General features: G+C 39.5%; 15 protein-coding genes. 4 read left to right on the forward strand and 11 right to left on the reverse strand.

What is annotated here, in order from left to right; genetic code table 11:
- Positions 1-38 precede the first annotated feature (38 nt).
- The 3 genes from MHI18_RS00240 to MHI18_RS00250 form a co-directional block, all read right to left on the reverse strand.
- Positions 39-494 (reverse strand): DinB family protein, encoded by a 456-nt coding sequence (locus tag MHI18_RS00240; RefSeq protein WP_340845392.1) that lies wholly within the window; start codon positions 492-494, stop codon positions 39-41.
- Between the two features lie 19 nt (positions 495-513).
- Positions 514-963, reverse strand: coding sequence for a DoxX family protein (locus MHI18_RS00245; RefSeq protein ID WP_340845393.1), 450 nt, complete (start codon positions 961-963; stop codon positions 514-516).
- A 73-nt stretch (positions 964-1,036) separates the two neighbouring features.
- Positions 1,037-2,080 (reverse strand): ATP-binding protein, encoded by a 1,044-nt coding sequence (locus MHI18_RS00250; protein ID WP_340845394.1) that lies wholly within the window; start codon positions 2,078-2,080, stop codon positions 1,037-1,039.
- Positions 2,081-2,353: 273 nt separating this feature from the next.
- On the opposite strand from MHI18_RS00250, the gene MHI18_RS00255 reads away from it, so the two are divergent.
- Positions 2,354-2,839 carry a GNAT family N-acetyltransferase gene (locus tag MHI18_RS00255; protein ID WP_340845395.1) on the forward strand — a complete coding sequence of 162 codons (486 nt, stop codon included), beginning with the start codon at positions 2,354-2,356 and terminating at the stop codon, positions 2,837-2,839.
- 29 nt (positions 2,840-2,868) lie between these two features.
- Here the strand turns inward: MHI18_RS00255 and lepB are convergent, their stop codons facing one another.
- From lepB to gltB, 4 genes are all read right to left on the reverse strand, one after another.
- Positions 2,869-3,405 (reverse strand): signal peptidase I, encoded by a 537-nt coding sequence (lepB, locus tag MHI18_RS00260; protein WP_340845396.1) that lies wholly within the window; start codon positions 3,403-3,405, stop codon positions 2,869-2,871.
- A 13-nt stretch (positions 3,406-3,418) separates the two neighbouring features.
- A complete protein-coding gene (locus tag MHI18_RS00265) occupies positions 3,419-5,509 on the reverse strand; it encodes a peptidoglycan D,D-transpeptidase FtsI family protein (RefSeq protein ID WP_340845397.1) in 2,091 nt (696 codons plus the stop codon).
- Positions 5,510-5,731: 222 nt separating this feature from the next.
- Complete coding sequence (gltD, locus tag MHI18_RS00270; protein WP_340845398.1) at positions 5,732-7,213, reverse strand: glutamate synthase small subunit; 1,482 nt, start codon at positions 7,211-7,213, stop codon at positions 5,732-5,734.
- A gap of 16 nt (positions 7,214-7,229) precedes the next feature.
- Positions 7,230-11,771: a glutamate synthase large subunit gene (gene gltB, locus MHI18_RS00275; RefSeq protein WP_340845399.1), complete on the reverse strand. Its 4,542-nt coding sequence runs from the start codon at positions 11,769-11,771 to the stop codon at positions 7,230-7,232.
- Between the two features lie 145 nt (positions 11,772-11,916).
- Between gltB and MHI18_RS00280 the strand changes: the two genes are divergently transcribed.
- On the forward strand, positions 11,917-12,819 hold the full coding sequence (locus MHI18_RS00280) for a LysR family transcriptional regulator (RefSeq protein ID WP_340845400.1): 903 nt from the start codon (positions 11,917-11,919) through the stop codon (positions 12,817-12,819).
- A 104-nt stretch (positions 12,820-12,923) separates the two neighbouring features.
- On the opposite strand, the gene MHI18_RS00285 is transcribed toward MHI18_RS00280, so the two are convergent.
- Positions 12,924-13,325, reverse strand: coding sequence for a hypothetical protein (locus tag MHI18_RS00285; protein ID WP_340845401.1), 402 nt, complete (start codon positions 13,323-13,325; stop codon positions 12,924-12,926).
- Between the two features lie 104 nt (positions 13,326-13,429).
- Between MHI18_RS00285 and MHI18_RS00290 the strand changes: the two genes are divergently transcribed.
- On the forward strand, positions 13,430-14,086 hold the full coding sequence (locus tag MHI18_RS00290) for a cupin domain-containing protein (RefSeq protein ID WP_340845402.1): 657 nt from the start codon (positions 13,430-13,432) through the stop codon (positions 14,084-14,086).
- Between the two features lie 33 nt (positions 14,087-14,119).
- On the opposite strand, the gene MHI18_RS00295 is transcribed toward MHI18_RS00290, so the two are convergent.
- Both MHI18_RS00295 and MHI18_RS00300 read right to left on the reverse strand, forming a co-directional pair.
- Positions 14,120-15,586 carry an amidase family protein gene (locus tag MHI18_RS00295; RefSeq protein WP_340845403.1) on the reverse strand — a complete coding sequence of 489 codons (1,467 nt, stop codon included), beginning with the start codon at positions 15,584-15,586 and terminating at the stop codon, positions 14,120-14,122.
- Positions 15,587-15,673: 87 nt separating this feature from the next.
- Complete coding sequence (locus MHI18_RS00300; RefSeq protein ID WP_340845404.1) at positions 15,674-17,107, reverse strand: serine hydrolase domain-containing protein; 1,434 nt, start codon at positions 17,105-17,107, stop codon at positions 15,674-15,676.
- Positions 17,108-17,277: 170 nt separating this feature from the next.
- On the opposite strand from MHI18_RS00300, the gene MHI18_RS00305 reads away from it, so the two are divergent.
- Positions 17,278-17,877: a DUF6944 family repetitive protein gene (locus tag MHI18_RS00305; RefSeq protein WP_340845405.1), complete on the forward strand. Its 600-nt coding sequence runs from the start codon at positions 17,278-17,280 to the stop codon at positions 17,875-17,877.
- 36 nt (positions 17,878-17,913) lie between these two features.
- Here MHI18_RS00305 and MHI18_RS00310 read toward each other — a convergent pair whose 3' ends face one another.
- The gene (locus tag MHI18_RS00310) at positions 17,914-19,119 is read right to left on the reverse strand and encodes a hypothetical protein (RefSeq protein WP_340845406.1); all 1,206 of its coding nucleotides are present in this window, start codon (positions 19,117-19,119) and stop codon (positions 17,914-17,916) included.
- Positions 19,120-19,125 lie beyond the last annotated feature (6 nt).

Below are 19,125 nucleotides of genomic sequence, written 5' to 3' on the forward strand. Positions count from 1 at the left end.
ATTCCAGGTGTTTTACCTGACCAGTTCATCTAAAAAAGTTATGGTTTTGTGATAAAGAACGGCAAAGAGTCCACTCCAACGATTCGAGCATAGGTGAAAATCTGTCCTTTGTGATGGATTTCATGATCAATCGCAGTTGAAATCCAATTAGCGCCTGTGTCTTTCATTTCATTCATCTCTATGGTCATCTCCAAGTTCTCTGCAGATAAATCTCGAAAGCTCTGAAGTGTTTTTTCTGTTGCCTGATTCAAATACCTTCTTAATTCATCCATCGAATGTGCATTCACTGGTGCAGAAGAGGTATATGGCTTGTTCTGAACCTTTGCTAAAAACATATCAGTGGACCCTGTTAGATGGATCACTAACGCACTCAACGGCATCCCCCCATCCCAAGGGGAAAAATGAAGATATTCGTCATCGATCTTTTCTAGTACTTCTTGAAGGACTTGCCGATGTCTCTCCCATCGTTTCTGTAAATTAGCGACACTTTCCATTTCATTTCCCTCCTGAATTTTAATGCTTCAATTTTTTTTGAAGATCATTTGATAAAACATACCCTTTGTTTGTTCGGTACGGCCGTTTTGTAGCCCAAAGAATCCACCAAATCAACAATGGCTGAAAGAATAGTCTTACCCATAAAGCCCATTGAGGGCTAGATTTAAAGCCAGGTGCCGAAATGCCGGCAAATGCGGCATAAATATTAGCTGGAAAAATCAGCACTAAATACCATGCGATGACCACTCCCGTTATACGACGCATGCTTGGTATAAAAAGAAAAATAGCTAGGAACCATTCAAGCACACCGGTGAGATAAATAATCGCTTCTCTCCACGGAATAAAATCCGGAAGCATATCAGCAAAACCTTTTGCCTCAGTAAAGTGGTAAATGCCTGCAGTAATAAATACAAAAGAAAAAACAATCATTCCGAATAACCTTGCTATTGAAGCAGATGAATTTGACATTTCAGCACAGCCTTTCTTAGTAGTTACGTTAGACCGCGATGGCTATTCTTTGTCAATTCTTCGACAGATCAAGTTAGATAGACAGCGGTAAATATACTTCTACAGTTGTTCCTTTACCCGCTATACTGTTTAATATAATTTTTCCATTATGATTTTCAATAATTTGCTTTGTCAGCATTAATCCAAGTCCTGTCCCTTTTTCTTTCGTTGAATAATAGGGCTCAAATAATCGGTCTTGTCTTTCTTCTGTTAATCCGCAGCCTTTGTCAATAATGGTTAGCAAGAGTTGATTTTCATGAGTAATCTTCAGTGAGAGATAAATGGTTTTATCTTTATCACTTGATTCAATCGCATTTTGAATGAGATGGAATAGCACTTGTTTAATTTGCTGAGCATCGCACATAGCTGTTATTTGTGAAGGAAGTGTTGAATGAATCGTAATGTTTTTTTGTTTCATTTCGTGTTCCAAACTGTGAATGACCGAATGAACCAACTCATTCATACAATTTTCTGTAATTTTGATGTATTCTTTTGGCTTCGCTAAGAACATGAAATCATCTACAATTAAATTGATTCGTTCTAGCTCAGAAACAATAATCGCTAAGTATCTTTCTTTATCTTCATTTCCGATATTTTCTTGCAGCATTTGGGTGAAACCAATAATAGACGTTAAAGGATTTCGAATTTCATGAGCTACCCCCGCTGCCAATTGTCCGACCAGCGAAAGTTTTTCAAGCATTTGTCCGTTTATTTCTTTCTTTCTCTTTTCTGTTACATCAATTGCCGTTCCAGTAATTTCAATAACTTCGTTTCCAGCAAATTTAGGACTCAACGATGCAAGATAATAATGACCATTTAATTTGCCTTCATAACTACCATGTGCACCTTCCCAGACTTTTTCAAATAAAGCTAATTTTTGAGCAGCAAGTTCCTCAGATAAAAACTCGTTTAATTCTTTTCCAATGATATCGTTAGGACAAAGTCCAAGTTTTTGAAGAAACTCCCCTTCAATAAACGTATGAATAAAGGTATCTTCTTTTTTAACCACCTTAAAAACAAAGCCATTTTTCCGTGGAAGCAAATCGCGATAATTCACTACATTGGTCACTGTATTCATGGGTAATCCTTCCTCAAAAAACCATAGTTAATTACTAATATTTTCGATACATTTGGACAAAATCCTTTATTACATTTATGTAACGATGATTACATGTAACTAGCTGTCCAAAGTTACTCCTACTTACTTATTTAATAGCAGTCAGAAATACATGTAAAACGACCTAAATCGAAAAAGATTCAGTCTTATTTTGTCGAATTCTTGTGGTTAGTAGGTTGGTAGGTGTATACTAATCTAAATTAATTGAATAGTATAATAAATGAGGTGCTCTCGATGGAGTATATGATTAGACATATGCTAAAGGAAGATATACAGCAAGTTCAGAATGTCGCAAGAAAAAGCTGGTACTCTACATATAAAAACATTATTCCTCTTGCGATTCAGAAAAGCTTTTTGCAATCTGCTTATTCCAATGAGAGTTTGGAAAGAAGACTAGCAGCTTCCTATTTTTTCGTTGCAGAATCGGATGAAGAAGTAATCGGCTTTGCAAATTTTTCTCCTTTAAAGGAAGACGGCGAGATTGAGCTTGGCTCCATCTATTTAGATCCAGCCTATCAAGGAGTTGGAGTTGGTTCGGCATTATTGAAGAAAGGGATTTCAACAATAGAAGGGATTCAAAAAGTTTATATTAATGTCGAAAAAGATAACCTAATTGGAAAGACCTTCTACATAGCAAAAGGATTTAAACAGGTTGCTGAATTTGATGATCCGTTTGACGGTCATAACCTAAGAACAATCAGAATGGTTTTAATGTTGTAAAAATGCGTCCTGAAAGGACGCATTTTTGTTTATTTCGGGATACCAATTTCCTTCAAAGGATAAAAGCGAATTTTCACTTCTCCAATAACAGAATCCTTTTTGATAAAGCCGTATTCTCTTCCATCAGTGCTGTTTCTGCGATTATCTCCTAATACGAATAAAGACTCATCAGGAACCTTTGCGTTATCTGCCCAGTCATGTAAGTTAAAATCCCCTGTTAAATGCTCTGTCATCGGGATACTTTCTTTATTCATTTGCAGATAGTCTTCTTTGTACTCTTTTCCATTAATATACAACCTGTCATCTTTCATTTCCACCCTATCTCCTGGAAGACCAATCACTCGTTTGATATGGTTTTCCTGGAGATTTTTCGCATGAAACACAATCATATCAAAGCGCTCGATCTTACTGCTTTTTGCGACAATGATTTTGTCGTTATTTTCGAACGTTGGCTGCATCGACTCTCCCTGTACCAAAACCGGTGAAAAAATGAACTCTCGGCAGATAAACGTAATAATCAAGGCGAAAACAATCGCTTTAGTCCATGTATAGATTTCTTTTACCACCTTAGATCCCCCTTTACTCTTTACTAGTTGACGATTCTTTTTCTTCTTCCTTTGCCCGTTCTTTCTTTAATTCAAAATATTTGTCCATCACTTGATAACCTATCTCTTTATTCATACTATGATCTTGATGCCGCTGGTAAGCCCACGGAACAACCACAGCGAAAGCAACTTCGGGGTTATTATAAGGCGCATACCCAACCAGTGATAAATTCATCGTATCCTCAGGAGGTGTTCCTTTTACTCGATTAGGTCCATCATAAAATGCCTGAGCAGTCCCTGTCTTACCCGCCGGTTGGAAGTCTGCTTTACTAAAGCTCGCATACCCCGTTCCCCCAGGCTGCATGACCATTCTAAATCCGTTTTGTACCCGTTTGATCCACTCATCTTTCATATCTAAACGATTTAACACACTTGGTTGAACTTGCTGATAAATTGGACCCAAGCTTTTACTTTCATTTATCGGATTGTGAATTTCTTTAACAAGATGCGGTTTCATCCGGTTGCCGCCGTTGGCAATCGTAGATACATATTGGGCTAATTGCATCGGAGTATACGTGTCATATTGACCTATGGAGAAATCCATTGCTTTACCCGGCAAAGTAATTTCCGAACCTTTAATTCCTGCTGTTTCGTTTGGAAGATCAATCCCTGTACGAACGCCTAAACCAAAGGATGCAAAGGAATTCCGCATGATTGAAAAGGCTTTTTCTGAATCCATCCCCGTCTTTTGGTTATATACATAATGACCGCCGCCAATACCAATCGCAGTTTTAAACATATAAACATTTGACGACTTCTGAAGGGCAGTTAAATCATTAATAGAACCGAAACTTGAATACGACCCTTTGTCCGGTGTACCTTTAATTTTCATTCTTTGGTCATTTAAATAGGAACCTGGATAAATGGCTCCTGCCTGATAACCAGTTAAAATAGTTGCTCCTTTTACTGAAGAGCCGACTGTGTACGAAGTACTGATATTGCCAAGAGCGAAATCTTTGACTGAAGATTTACCAGTCTTTTTATCTACCACATATTGTTTACCAGCCATTGTCAAAACTTCTCCGGTATTCGGATCCATCAGGACGACAAATGCCCGATCCAGATAACGGTTCGCGCCGCCTCGTTTTTTCGCCAATAATTCTTTTTCAAGAATTTCTTCAGCGGCAAGCTGAAGATCCATGTCAATCGTTAGAAGCAGATCCTTGCCTCTTTCTCCTTCTGAAATGACTTCCGTTTCAACGACCTTCCCTTTATGGGTGATGTTTTTCACTTTTGCTTTCTGACCTTGCAGTACATCTTCGTACTGTTTTTCAAGATAACTTTTTCCAACCCGGTCGTTCCGCTTATAGTCTCTTGCAAGATAGTAATCAATTTGATCAGCAGGCAAGCCTTCATCAGAAGATGACACTTTGCCAAGAACGGTTTGAAGGGTTTCGTCGTAGGCATATGTTCGATTCCAGTCCGTTGTAATTTCTACGCCCGGAAGTGTGTCTAGATGCTCACTGACTCTTGCATATTCTTCTTTCGTAACCCCTTTATTTTTGACGATTTGCGGCGTCAAGGACATCCCGCTATTAAATTCTCTAAAAATCGCAAGAATCTTTAAATCTTCACCTATAATTTTCTCAATATCTTCTTGTTTCACTCTGCTGATTTGTAATTTATATTGCTCTTTTGGCTTTAATTCCTTCTCTTTATTTGACAACATTTCTAATGCTTCTTCAGGATGTTTTAACAGCCAAAAATCCTTTTTATCTTGATCTGTTACTCGTTTTGTATCTATTTTAATTAATTTATTGAGTTCTTCAGCCGTTTCAAGCATTTCTTTGGCTGTCGTTCCGCTGTATCTCGTATAGGTAATGGCATTCAGCGGTTCATTATCGACAATAACATTTCCATAACGGTCGTACATTTTCCCTCTTGGAACCGATGTATTGACGGTTACATTCTCCGTACGCTCTAATTCACTAACATAATCATCACCATAAACAATTTGAATGACACCGAGCCTAACAACCAAAAGTGAAAATAACAAAAATACCGCTAGAAAAAGGAGATTCATACGAAATGGTATTTTAGCTTTTTGCTTTTTATCTTTCTTCAACTCTTTACACACTCCCGTATTGCTGCAAAAGTCTCTTATTCTAGTTAACTAGATTTCAGCAAACCCATGTTTGCAGCCTGTTTTATTATCGAATTTACTCTATTTTTAAATTGTACCATATTCAGGCAGGATTAGGCGCTTGTATACAAGTTAAATGCATCATGCTGGCGTTTTTACTAATTAACTCCAACAAAAAAAGCACCAGTAGGCGCTTTTTTTGTATTATGGAAGAACGGTACTGCCCATTAAATAATGATCTACAGATCGTGCAACTTCTCTGCCTTCATTAATCGCCCAGACGATTAAACTTTGCCCTCGTCTAGCGTCACCGGCTGCGAAAACACCTTCGATATTTGTACGGTAATCTCCTTTGGCAGCAACAATTTTTTGGTTAACTGCCTCAACGCCGAAATGATTTAGCAGAGGTTCTTCTGTTCCCTCAAACCCAATGGCGATAAACACATGCTGTGCTGGCCAAATTTTTTCGGAACCGGGGATTTCTTTGAAGTAAAACCTGCCGTTTTCATCCTTTAATTTCTCCATTTGGATCGTATGCAATTCTTTTACCTGGCCTTGTTCGTCAGCCACAATTTTCTTTGTTTGTACTGAATATTTACGAGGATCTTCTCCAAATTTTGCGTTTGCTTCTTCATAAGCATAGTCTAGTGAAAAAACATTTGGGTAGGCCGGCCACATATTATCATCCGTACGAGACGGAGGCAATTGCGGATGTTTACCAAATTGAACGACACTTCGGCATTTTTGACGCATAGCTGTGGCTACACAATCTGCGCCTGTATCCCCGCCGCCAATGACGATAACATCTTTTCCTTCTGTATTGATAAACTGATGATCTTCAAATTGACTGTCCAACATACTTTTTGTCGTTGTTGAAAGATAATTCATGGCTAGGGTAATTCCTTTTGAGTCGCTGCCTTCGATAGCTAGTTCGCGCTGTTTCTGTGCACCTGTACAGAGAATCACCGCATCAAATTGTTCTATTAATTCCGCACGGGTTATGTCCTTACCTATTTCTGTATTTATCACAAAATCTATTCCTTCTTGCGTAAGCAGCCGAATCCGACGTTCAACGATTTCTTTTTCCAACTTCATATTCGGAATCCCATACATAAGCAGGCCGCCAGCTCGATCCGCTCGTTCATAAACCGTAACAGAGTGTCCCGCTTGGTTTAACTGATCCGCACTTGCGAGTCCAGCAGGACCAGACCCGATAATGGCGATTTTCTTACCCGTTCTCCATTTTGGAATACGGGGTGTAATCCAGCCGTTTTCAAACCCTTTATCTATGATTGTCCGTTCAATACTTTTAATGGCCACAGCTGGATTAGTAATGGCCAACGTGCATGAGCCCTCACAAGGAGCAGGACACACACGGCCTGTGAATTCAGGAAAATTATTTGTTTTAAGCAGTCTGTCCAGTGCCTCTCTCCACCTGCCGCGATAGGCAAGGTCGTTCCATTCTGGTATTAGATTATGAATGGGACACCCAGTCGTAACACCTTGTATTTCCATTCCAATGTGGCAGAATGGCGTAGCGCAATCCATGCAGCGTGCGCCCTGTTTTTTTAATGTTTCATCACTAAAAGGAGCCGAGTATTCGTTCCAGTCATTCAACCGAGTACGAGGATTTCGATCAATCGTCTTTTCCCGTGCATATTCGATAAATCCTGTTGCTTTTCCCATTCTTTTCTCTCCCTTCCTACTGAGCCACAGCCTGTTTAGCAGCTTGCTTTTTTTTATTGGTATTTTCGTGGAAGGCATTCAATTCAGCCTGTTCTTCACTAAAACCTGCTTGCTTATGTTTCGTAATGCTTTCAAGCATGCGTTTGTAATCTTTCGGGATGACCTTAACAAACTTCTGTACGAAATCCTCCCAGTTTTCCAGAACATACGCAGCGTTTTGACTTTCGGTATGCTGTAAATGTTTTTCAATCATTGTTTTAACCAACTCTTGGTCTTCTTCATGATAGAGATCACCAAATTCAATCATTTCCTTATTACAAAGGGATTTAAATTCTTCTTGTTGATCGGTAAGGATATAAGCGATGCCTCCAGACATCCCGGCAGCAAAGTTTTTCCCTACATCGCCGAGAATAACTACATGTCCGCCGGTCATATATTCACAACCATGATCACCAATACCTTCGACGACCACATCAACACCACTGTTTCGAACGGCAAAACGTTCACCCGCGCGACCGTTAATATAAGCTGATCCACTCGTTGCCCCATAAAGTGCAACATTTCCTGCAATGACATTCTCACTTGCTCCGATACTGCCACTCGGTGCTTTTACGATAAGCTTGCCTCCAGACATGCCTTTACCAATATAATCATTGGCATCTCCCGTTAAATGAAGCGACATTCCGTTTGGTATAAACGCACCAAAGCTCTGACCAGCCGACCCTGTAAAACGTAGGGTGATCGTATCATCTGGAAGCCCTTTTGCACCATAACGTTTTGAAACTTCACTTCCAACGATCGTTCCAGTCACACGATTAACATTCATGATTGGGAAAGAAACATCTACAGGAGTTTGATTGAGTAATGCCGGCATAACCGCAGGTAGAATTTCCCGCATATCAAGCGATTCATCAATTTTATGATTTTGCGGTGTCTGGTACGTTCGAACACCTTCCGGTTGATGAAGAAGAGTAGTCAGATCTAAATATTTTGCTTTCCAATGGCTTTGAGCTCGTTCACTTATCGTCAGGACATCAGTTCGGCCAACCATTTCTTCAAGGGTCCGGAAACCAAGCTCAGCCATGGTTTCCCGAACTTCCTCAGCAATAAAGCGCATAAAGTTAACAACATGGTCTGGATCGCCAGCAAACTTAGCACGTAATTCTGGGTTTTGGGTAGCCACCCCCACTGGGCAGGTATCCATATGACAAGCACGCATCATTACACAGCCAAGTACAACGAGAGGTGCTGTCGCAAACCCAAATTCTTCAGCACCAAGAATAGCGGCCATAACGACATCTCTGCCGGTCATTAACTTGCCGTCTGTTTCAAGGATAACCCGTTCCCTTAACCCATTTAGCATTAAGGTTTGATGAGCTTCCGCAAGACCGAGTTCCCAAGGCAGGCCCGTATGTTTAATACTTGTTTTCGGTGAGGCTCCTGTTCCCCCGTCATATCCGCTAATGACAATGACATCAGCTGCTCCCTTGGCAACACCTGCAGCAATAGTTCCAACACCAGCCTTTGAAACTAGTTTGACGCTAATACGTGCCTCTCGATTTGCATTTTTCAAATCATGAATCAGCTGAGATAAATCTTCTATCGAATAAATATCGTGATGCGGCGGCGGGGAGATTAAGCCCACACCAGGTGTAGAGCCACGAACTTCAGCAACCCATGGGTACACCTTGTTCGCTGGTAATTGACCGCCTTCACCAGGTTTTGCTCCCTGTGCTACTTTTATCTGGAGTTCATCGGCATTCACGAGATAATGACTATTTACGCCAAAGCGCCCTGAGGCAATTTGTTTAATTCCGCTGCGGCGGTTGTCACCATTTTCATCTAGCTTATAACGGCTTGGATGCTCCCCGCCTTCACCGCTATTGCTTTTTCCGCCTAAACGATTCATGGCAATAGCTAACGTTTCGTGTGCTTCTTGACTCAATGATCCAAAGGACATCGCTCCTGTCTTAAAGCGGCGAACAATGGATTCAACCGATTCAACTTCATCAATAGCAATGCTTTTAATACCTGGATTGAATGAAAATAAGTTACGTAAAAAACCAAGCCGTTCTTCATTAGCAAGGTGTGAGTATTGTTTAAATAAGGTGTAGTCATTCTTGCGGCAAGCCCACTGAAGGGTATGAATGGTTTTAGGATTAAATGCGTGATGCTCACCGTTTTTACGCCACTGAAAATCGCTTCCTGATTCTAAGGTTTTGTCATAATTATCTGCATATGCTGATTTGTGGCGAGTTAGTGCTTCGTCTGCGATCGTCTCAATGCCAATCCCGTTTAATTGTGAAGCCGTCCCTGTAAAATGCCGATTAATGACTTCCGAACTAATACCGACTGCTTCAAATATTTGAGCACCGCGATAGCTCTGAACCGTTGAAATCCCCATTTTCGACATGACTTTCACAATACCTTCTGTCATTGCGTGAACGTATTTACTCACCGCTGCTTCATAGCTGACAGTTAGTGCGCCTTCTTCTATTGCCTGTTGATAGCTCGCGTAAGCAAGGTATGGATAAATAGCATCTACACCATAGCCTATCAAGGCGGCAAAATGATGAACATCTCTTACTTCTCCTGATTCAACGATAATACTAACCTTCGTGCGATTCCCTTTGCGAATTAACTCTTGATGCAAAGCGCTTGCTGCCAGAAGAACTGGGATGGCTGCTTTTTCTTTATTCATATTTCGGTCTGACAAAATTAATAAACTAGCTCCCGCATCGATTGCAGCCGCTGCTTCTTCAAACAGGCTGACTAACCCATCATTTAAATGATCAGTAAATAAGGTTTGGATCACGCTGCATTTAAAAGCAGGGTCTTTGCATTCCTTTAGCTGCTTCATCTCGCTGCTTGTCAAAACGGGGGAAGTAATTTGAATCCGACGACAATTGCTCTCATTGGGATGAAGTAAGTCTGCTTCTGCTCCCAGATATGAGACGGTAGACGTTACAAGCTGTTCCCGAAGTGAATCAATCGGCGGATTCGTGACCTGAGCGAATAATTGTTTGAAATAATTGAACAATGATTGCGGCAAGTCTGATAAGACCGCGAGTGGTGTATCATTCCCCATCGAACCAAGTGGATCCTTTCCTTCGAGGATAACAGGCAGCAAATATTTATGAACATCTTCATAGGTGTACCCGAACGCTTTTTGGCGAGAAAGCAAATCGGATACTCTCTCTGTTTCAATGACTTCTTCTTTAATAAGAGTCACCATTTGTTCATCCAGCCATTTTTGATACGGCAGCTCTGCGGCCATCTCCGTTTTAATTTCTTCATCAGAAATAATGCGTCCTTGCTCTAAATCGACGAGCAGCATTTTACCTGGACTTAATCTGTCTTTATATAAAACATTTTCTGGTTCAACTTCAACCACTCCCACTTCTGAGGAGAAAATAATATAATCATCTTTTGTGACATAATAACGAGCTGGCCGCAGTCCATTTCGATCTAGGATTGCCCCAATTTGCGTGCCATTTGTAAAGGAAATAGCTGTTGGACCGTCCCACGGTTCCATCATCGTACTATGGTATTCATAAAAAGCTCGTTTTTCCGCTGTCATATGTGGATTTTCTGACCACGGCTCGGGGATCAGCATCATGGCAGCGTGTGCCGGTTTCCGACCGGCCATAACAAAGAATTCAAAAGCATTATCAAGAATAGAAGAATCACTGCCGTTAGCATCTAAAATCGGCAGAACCTTTTTCAAATCATCCCCAAAGGCATCAGAAACAAATTGCTTCTCACGGGCTTTCATCCAGTTCATATTGCCTTTAAGCGTATTAATCTCGCCATTATGAACCAAATAACGATTCGGATGAGCACGTTCCCAGCTTGGGAATGTATTCGTACTAAAGCGGGAATGCACTAAAGCAAAAGCCGACACGAAAGCCTCATTCTGTAAGTCCAGATAAAAGGCATCCACTTGTTCAGGTGTCAGCAGCCCTTTATAAACAATCGTCTGACTAGAAAGGCTGGCAAAATAAAATGTTTTAGTCTGAGCTTTTCCCCATGCTTCTGCCTGCTTACGAATAATAAATAATTTCCGTTCAAATAATTCGTTGCTTGTTTCGTCACTTGTTCCAATAAATACCTGTCGAATAACCGGGCAGGTATTCTTGCCGGTTTCACCAAGTTTAGTCACGTCGACAGGTACGGTTCTCCAGCCTAACACCTTTTGCCCTTCATTTTCTATATAGTCAGTTAATTTATTTTCAATTTCAACTTGTTCTTTGTGGTCAGTGGAGAAGAAGACCATTCCAACACCGTACCGCCCTTTTTCCGGTAAATTCATTTCGGGGCAGATCTGATGAAAGTAAGTATTCGGTATTTGCACCATTAATCCGGCACCGTCTCCTGTCAGTGGATCACTGCCCTGTCCGGCACGATGATCAAGCTGGCAAAGCATTTGGAGTCCTTTTTTGACAATATCATGCGTTGCCTGCCCTTTTATATGTGCATATAGACCGATACCGCATGCATCATGTTCAAATTCAGGATGGTAAAGACCTTGCGCTTTCGGAATTTGATTGTATGTCATTTTTCATCGCTCCCCGTTCGTTGTACTTAACACGGCTATGTTAGTTATTTACTATTTTAAGTTTTCAAAATTAAATAAACAATATATAATTCTACTAAACCTATCTCGGATTGAGATGAATGAATGATTGAATGGAGGAAGTGCATTGGAGTTACGTCAATTAATCTATTTTGTAGAAGTAGCTGAGCGAGAACATGTTTCAGCTGCTGCAGAACATTTACATATCGCACAGTCTGCCATCAGCCGGCAAATTGCCAGACTAGAAGAAGAACTTAGTGTACAGTTATTTGAACGAGTCGGGAGAAACATTCAACTCACACCAATTGGGAGAATCTTTTTGATTCATGCGAAAACAGCCATTAAAGCAATTGATTATGCCAAACTTCAAATTGATGAATACCTAGACCCTGAGCAAGGATCCATTAAAATCGGTTTTCCAACTAGTCTTGCCAATCATTTGCTTCCTACGGTGATTTCCGCTTTTCGTGAAGAACAACCGAATATATCGTTCCATCTTAGTCAAGGTTCGTATGCCTCGTTAATAAAGTCGGTAAAGAATAACGAAGTCGGTCTTGCTTTTCTTGGGCCGGTACCAGCTGATGACTCTCTCATTAAAGGAGATATTCTGTTTACAGAAAACATGTCAGCTCTTTTACCCATTAGGCATCCTCTTGCAGACCGACCAAGCCTCCGACTCAGTGATTTGCGGAAAGATTCCTTCGTCCTTTTGCCTGATGGTTTTGTGTTACGAAAAATGGCGATTGAAGCCTGTAAGCAAGCTGGATTCGACCCGATTATTTCGTCGATTGGAGAGGATATGGATTCGATAAAAGGTCTTGTCTCGGCTGGCATCGGCGTCAGTCTTTTACCTGACAGTACTTTACACGAATCCACACCAAGATTAACGGTAAGAATTCCAATTGAAACACCTGATGTAAAGCGATCTGTTGGAATTATCACCTCAAAAACACGGGATCTATCACCGTCAGAAAAGGTTTTTTACCAGTTTATCATCGACTTTTATTCAGTTCTTGAACGGTATAAGTAAAGGATGATTAAACTATTTTCATGGAGTTTCCTTTCAGGTGCTGTCCTACCGGGGTTAAAAACAGCTAACAATTACTGATCTTTTCTCGGTATTTAGTAAGGAAATTAGAGACTATTCTTTTTCTCCTTACTAAATGTTCCGGAAAGTATTTCTATAACAAACCAATACACCAGTAAAGCAGCTGCATTATGTACGGATACGATTCCTGCAAAAAACAGGTGCACGAATGAAAACCCGCCCAGCAAAATGAGACATCCTGGGAGTATACCGGCGAGCATAAATAATCCTAACCTCTTAAAAATAGAAACATTTAGCTGATTAATCCATATAACAAGTGAGGCTCCAAATAAGAAATATACAGGCGTTGCTACTAATAGAGTAAACTCCAAAAATTCCAAAATTCTTGGAAAATCATTAAAATTTAAGATACTGCTATAAATAAATGAAGAAATAATCGCTGCATATAGCGTCTTTAGCAGGTACAATCTATTAACTGGCTTTATCACTTAACCCACCTTCTTTTTTATATTCAATTTCTTATTGCACACTTCTATCCCGCCCACATATCTTGCATATAGGCTGAAAAATTCGGAGTAGAAAGGATACCTTTATGAGTTCAACGATTGACTATACATCGCCTTCCACCCAATTCTTTTTTGACTTAAATAAAAATACTAGCTTTAAAAAAGATAATCAAAATTTCATTAATGAATTAAGTATTGATCAGGTAAACACATTAAACAATACGGCACTGCTGGATATATTTTTAAGTGCCAATAACCTGATTGAACCCCATTATCACCAAAATGCTGCGGAACTCGTGTATTGTATTTCAGGATCTGCTACGATTTCCGTACTTAATCCATTTACAAAGCAATTTAATCATTACCCGATTACACCTGGTCAAGTTGTAAATATTCCTCAAGGCTGGTGGCACTACGATGCTGCGGATGTTGATGATACCCATTTACTCGCTATCTTTAATGCACCTACCATCGATACCGTTTTAGGTTCAGATCTTTTAGCGTTAACGCCTGCCAATATTATCGCTCACACCTATTGTTTAGATGAAAAACAATGGAAGAAAGCGGTTGGACCTGTTCGACCTGGAACCTTTATTGGACCTCGCAGGAACTGCGAAGCATACAGCATCCATCATCCCCATCCAAACGTCCAACATTCACAGCCATATAACGCTCCCATATTTCCATCACACTATGAGTCTGCTTATCCAATCCAGCCAAATGCACACTACTATCGCTACTAGCTAAATATAGGCGTGGAACCTTTCCATGCCTGCTTATATGTTAGGACTCCTTCGCAGATTGGCAGCCTGTTCAAATGCAAACCCAAGCTTGATTAACATCCCTTCACTAAATGCCGTACCTGCCATGGTCACACCAAAAGGCCGGCCGTTTTTCTTATAGCCTGCTGGTAGGGCGATTGATGGATATCCAGCCTTGGCAGAGATTGTTGAGCCAATATAGGCTGGAAATAGAATGGCATCAAGGTTATATGTTTTTAAGGCTAAATCAATTCCTTGTTCTTGAGAAAAATATAAATCTTCTAATCTTGCGTTTATGTATTCAGGATTTCGTAATGTATTGGGAAAGTGCTCTCGCTTTTCCAATTTATCTTGACCGTACTTTAGGGCTTCTCCTGCTCTACTTTTATTAAACTGAATTAATTCTGTAAGAGAATGGACAGGCAGCTGCGGTGGTAATTCTGTTAGATAGTTCTCTAAGCTGTGTTTTAATTCAAACATAGAAACATCCCAACTCCATTCTCGGTGAAAAGAAGGAATATCTATTTCTTCGTTCACTTTAGCTCCCTCCCTTTTTAGTACATTGATCACATCCTCAAACAGTTGATCGTCGTATTCAGCTGATTTATAAAACTCAACTGGCCCTTTCCTAAATACACCGATCTTAGCACCTGATAATCCCTTAGAATCCAAATACTTTGTATAATCCTGCTCTATTCTTCCTACACTTTTATATGTAGCAGCATCATTTTTATCTACACCCGTTAATGCACTTAATAAGATTGCTGCATCTGTTACAGTTCGTGCGATTGGTCCTGCCGTATCCTGTGAATAGGTAAAGGGGATCATTCCCTTACGGCTGATTAACCCCACAGTTGGTTTGATCCCAACCACAGAATTCGTAACAGCTGGACTTAAAATAGAAGCATCTGTTTCTGTTCCTACAGATAAAACAGTTAGATTTGCCGCAACGGCTACTGCAGAGCCTGAACTTGATCCTCCAACAAATAAATTGCTATCTCCATACGGATTCACTACCTGTCCGCCTCTTGCACTGTACCCCGCCCACATTTCAGATGACATCCCATTGGCTAGTTCTGTCATATTGCTTTTTCCTAAAATAACAGCACCAGCTTTACGCAATTTTTCCACTAAGAAGGCATCTCTAGGGCTCAAATGATTTTCAAGGGCAAGAGTACCTGCGCTCGTATGCATAAAATCATTTGTTTCAATATTATCTTTCAACAGAACTGGAATACCATGTAACGGTCCTCTAGCACCGGATATTTTCCGTTCTTGATCTAATCCTTCGGCAATAAAAATAGCTTCGGGATTTATCTCCAGAATAGAATTTAGTTTGATTCCACCCTGATCGTACTTAGCTATGCGATATAGATAAAACATGATCAGCTCTTTTGAAGTAATCTCCCCGTTTTCCATCGCATGCTGTATTTGGTGAATCGTCAATTCCTCTTTGAAAAAATCGTTAAATTTAATTTCCATTAAAGTTCTCCTATACCATATTTAGTTATTTTATTTTATTTTACATTACTTTGGAAATTAAAATGGATTTTTTACTATACGAGGTACCTACATGACTTTGACAAAACTATTACTTATCAGCAGCGAGCCATTTAAAGCTAATAAGAAGACAAGCACCTTCAAAACGAGAACAAGATCTGCTGCAAAGACTGTTACTGAATGCCAAGGGGCCTGAACAATCATGACAAACAGTGGGATAAGACAAATAGATAACGTTAAGCAAAGGATACCGAAAATCCTATAGCGTAGTGCAGAAGTCTTTCGATTTCTTTTTTTTAGGTTCCCAAATAACCAGCAAGATAATATAAAAAGTAAACAAACGATGAAGCCTAAAAGCAGTTGAACAATGGGTCTGCTTTTTGATATTTTTTCTGGAGGATGTCCATTAATAATCCGAATGATTCCTTCTTTTAAATGAACAAGCTGTTCCTCCTCGAGAATATGATTTTTATTGGTTAAAATAACCCCGCTCCACTTGGTTTCAGGATACATAAATACTTCTGCGCGTGAATCAGGTGTCGATCCAGCATGCCAAATACTTTTGTCTTCCTGTTCTATATTAGAAAACCTCCAGCCAAAACCGTAAAACTTATCATTTAATTGACTAAGCGGAGATAAATAAGCCTTCATAGACTCATTGCTGAGGATATCACTTTGTTCATCCCCTGAATTAAACACCGTAAGAAATTTCAACAGATCTTCTGTACTAGCAGCCATATACCCGTATGGAGAACCTCCGTTATCATAAGGTACTTGACTTTTAATCGGCATGCCAAACCAAGACTGGTAGCCCGCTGCATACCCATTTTCATACACGGTAGGACGATCAGCACCTGCTTGATTCATGTCTAATGGGAGAAAAATATGCTGTTTTAGGTATTCAGAAAAGGATAACCCTGAAATATGTTCAATAAGAGTCCCAAGAATTAAATAGTTTGCATCGCTATATTGATAGATTTCTCCAGGCTTTTCAGTCAGTTTAACATTTGCTAGTTTTTTAATACCCTTTTTAATTGTATTATTTTCTTCGTTTCCTCTGTCCGCGATTAATAAGCCATTGGAACGGCTCAGACCGCTGGTATGGGTAAGGAGCTGTCTAATCGTGATCTGTGAAGCATCTTCTTGATCGTTGAGAGTAAACCATGGAAGATGCTTTACAATAGGATCATCAAGTACAAGCCCATCTTCTTCTACTAGTTTCAATACTGCTAATCCTGTAAATGCCTTACTAATGGAACCAATTAAAAAAGGCGTTTCTGTTGTGACTGCCTTCTTTCCTTCCCCTGTTATCCCCCATGCATTGGCATAAAAAATTTCATCATGATGAGAAATTCCAACAGATGCACCTGGAATTCGATTATCAGCTAAGAATGTTTCAATATATGTATCCAGTGTCTCTTTTACCTTTTGCCCTGCCATTGCTTCTTCAGGGGCCAGTAAAGCAAGGAAGCTTATTGTAAAGAGAAGAACATATTTTTTCATACCATCACCTCATTTTTATTAGTTACACTTAATAGTAGAAGTTAGTAAGGAATGAACCCAGACGCATGAGACGTATTTCTGGCTAAGACTTCAGTCTTATTTCAAAATACTGGCAAAAGGAACGATCGTTGAATACCATACTATACCATCTCTTTTAAGGAGCGTTTCCTATGACTATTCGCGGCGAAGACCTCCTTATTACAGGAGCATGGGCACTCCTTATAGGTGCTATTGTTGATACAGTTGGGCAGACTCAGCAAACGTTAACGAGTTCAGATTTAGGCAAGGATTTAGTCATCAAAGGAAATGAAATCGAAGCCTTTGGAAATGCTCTGCAAGCTATTGGAAGAACGAAATTACTGGCATCCCCAGCGGAATTACCTGCTATTTTCACGATTTTCGGGAGTTGGATTGAAGGTGCTGGTAATACAGCGAATGCGATTGGTGTAAATATTGAAAAGAATGTCGATGAGGATGAAGGCTTAAAAATTGATGCCCTAGGAAGCGGAATACAAGGTCTTGGATCAGCCTTTGAAGCAGTTGGCGCCTATATAGCAACAGACTCATCCTTTCGATCACTCAATATTACTGCTAATAGTCTCGTTACGTTAGGTTCTTTTATAGAGTCCACAGGGGATATCTTTCTTCTTCAAGATAAAATCAAAGCCGGTGAATACCTTTTATTAATTGGAAGCTGGATACAATTATTTGGCATCATCATTTTACTCGTTGCAATTACTCTTGAGGTCGAAACGATAAGCGTTAGGTAGAAACAAAAAACCCAGTCAAAGGACTGAGTTTTTGTTTTAGTTGATTTCATATACCTGTAGATCATGAATAGACAACCCATGATTCATCTTGCTTTGCTGTTTCGATGATGTGATCATTGATTCACCTTTATAAAGAGTTTTCCCCGTTTTTAAATCTGCGATTAATAGTTGTAGAGGCTTGTACGTATCAAATTGGCTCTCGTGTTCATTGAAGCCAAGCAGATACATACGTTCATTTTTTATTGAAAAGAGGAAATCATCATATAGCAAATCAAAAGAAAATTCATCAATAATCGTTTGATTGCTTAAGCTAAATGTTATCAAATGAATTTGTTGGTCACTAACTTCATAAAAATAGATGTTATTGCTAGTATAAAAGATTTCCTCATCAGGAATTAAGTCTTTTTTTGGAAGTGTGATAGTCTCTTCTTTTCCGGTCTCAAAATCATATTTATAAAGTGTGGTTTCTTTCGGCACAAACTCATCTGATTCTGAATAGGTACCTTTCACTAACGAGTATAAAAATACATGACTTTCTCCAATAGTGTTTGAAGCAGTCGGATAGTGTATTTGTACAACGTTATCCATAGCATTACTAGTTAATTCTGATAGAATTACCTTGTCATTTATGACTTTTTTATTAGCTAAGTCAAGTGTATAAACATGAATCTCCTCATTCGAATCCTGTGATTCAACCTGATTATTAACGACTACCTGAAGCTTTGAATCTATCATTTGAACGTCTAATATCCTTAAATACTCTTTTTCTCCTTGCTCACTTACATCCAGTTCAAAAGAAGATTCTTTTTTAGTTTCTTTTTCTAGTAACGATATCTCAAATGTAGTTACATTTTTATTATTACGATACTTATTAGTCAATGAAGCATAAGCAAGAAAATCTTCATCTTCGTAAAAAGAATCTAAATCATGTTTCCCACGTATAAATGATTTATATTTCTTTAGCCGCTTTTCTACCTCATCTTCTCCACTGAATTGCTCTACCAAAGATTTTTCCCTTTCATAGGTTAACTGATTCCCCTCGAAGATAATTGGTTCAGAAATACTGTCTTTATTAGCGAATCCCCTTAGAATGACTGGTTTCAATTCTTTTTCATTTCCTTCAATTGTTTTAAATTCGTACCCCGGAAGGTTCGCTAGGGAAGCTGCTTGTGTACCATAATAGGTGCCGATGCTTCCGATAACTATAAGTGTCAATACAAAACTGCTAATATATCGTTTCAAGCTATA

It is taken from the genome of Peribacillus sp. FSL H8-0477, from assembly GCF_038002765.1.
GTDB lineage: Bacteria > Bacillota > Bacilli > Bacillales > DSM-1321 > Peribacillus.

Coding starts and splice junctions, on each gene's coding strand:
- MHI18_RS00305 (WP_340845405.1), top strand. CDS start 17,278: ATGACTATTCGCGGCGAAGACCTCCTTATTACAGGAGCATGGGCACTC.
- MHI18_RS00245 (WP_340845393.1), bottom strand. CDS start 963: ATGTCAAATTCATCTGCTTCAATAGCAAGGTTATTCGGAATGATTGTT.
- gltD (WP_340845398.1), bottom strand. CDS start 7,213: ATGGGAAAAGCAACAGGATTTATCGAATATGCACGGGAAAAGACGATT.
- MHI18_RS00300 (WP_340845404.1), bottom strand. CDS start 17,107: ATGAAAAAATATGTTCTTCTCTTTACAATAAGCTTCCTTGCTTTACTG.
- gltB (WP_340845399.1), bottom strand. CDS start 11,771: ATGACATACAATCAAATTCCGAAAGCGCAAGGTCTTTACCATCCTGAA.
- MHI18_RS00240 (WP_340845392.1), bottom strand. CDS start 494: ATGGAAAGTGTCGCTAATTTACAGAAACGATGGGAGAGACATCGGCAA.
- MHI18_RS00290 (WP_340845402.1), top strand. CDS start 13,430: ATGAGTTCAACGATTGACTATACATCGCCTTCCACCCAATTCTTTTTT.
- MHI18_RS00295 (WP_340845403.1), bottom strand. CDS start 15,586: ATGGAAATTAAATTTAACGATTTTTTCAAAGAGGAATTGACGATTCAC.
- MHI18_RS00250 (WP_340845394.1), bottom strand. CDS start 2,080: ATGAATACAGTGACCAATGTAGTGAATTATCGCGATTTGCTTCCACGG.
- MHI18_RS00255 (WP_340845395.1), top strand. CDS start 2,354: ATGGAGTATATGATTAGACATATGCTAAAGGAAGATATACAGCAAGTT.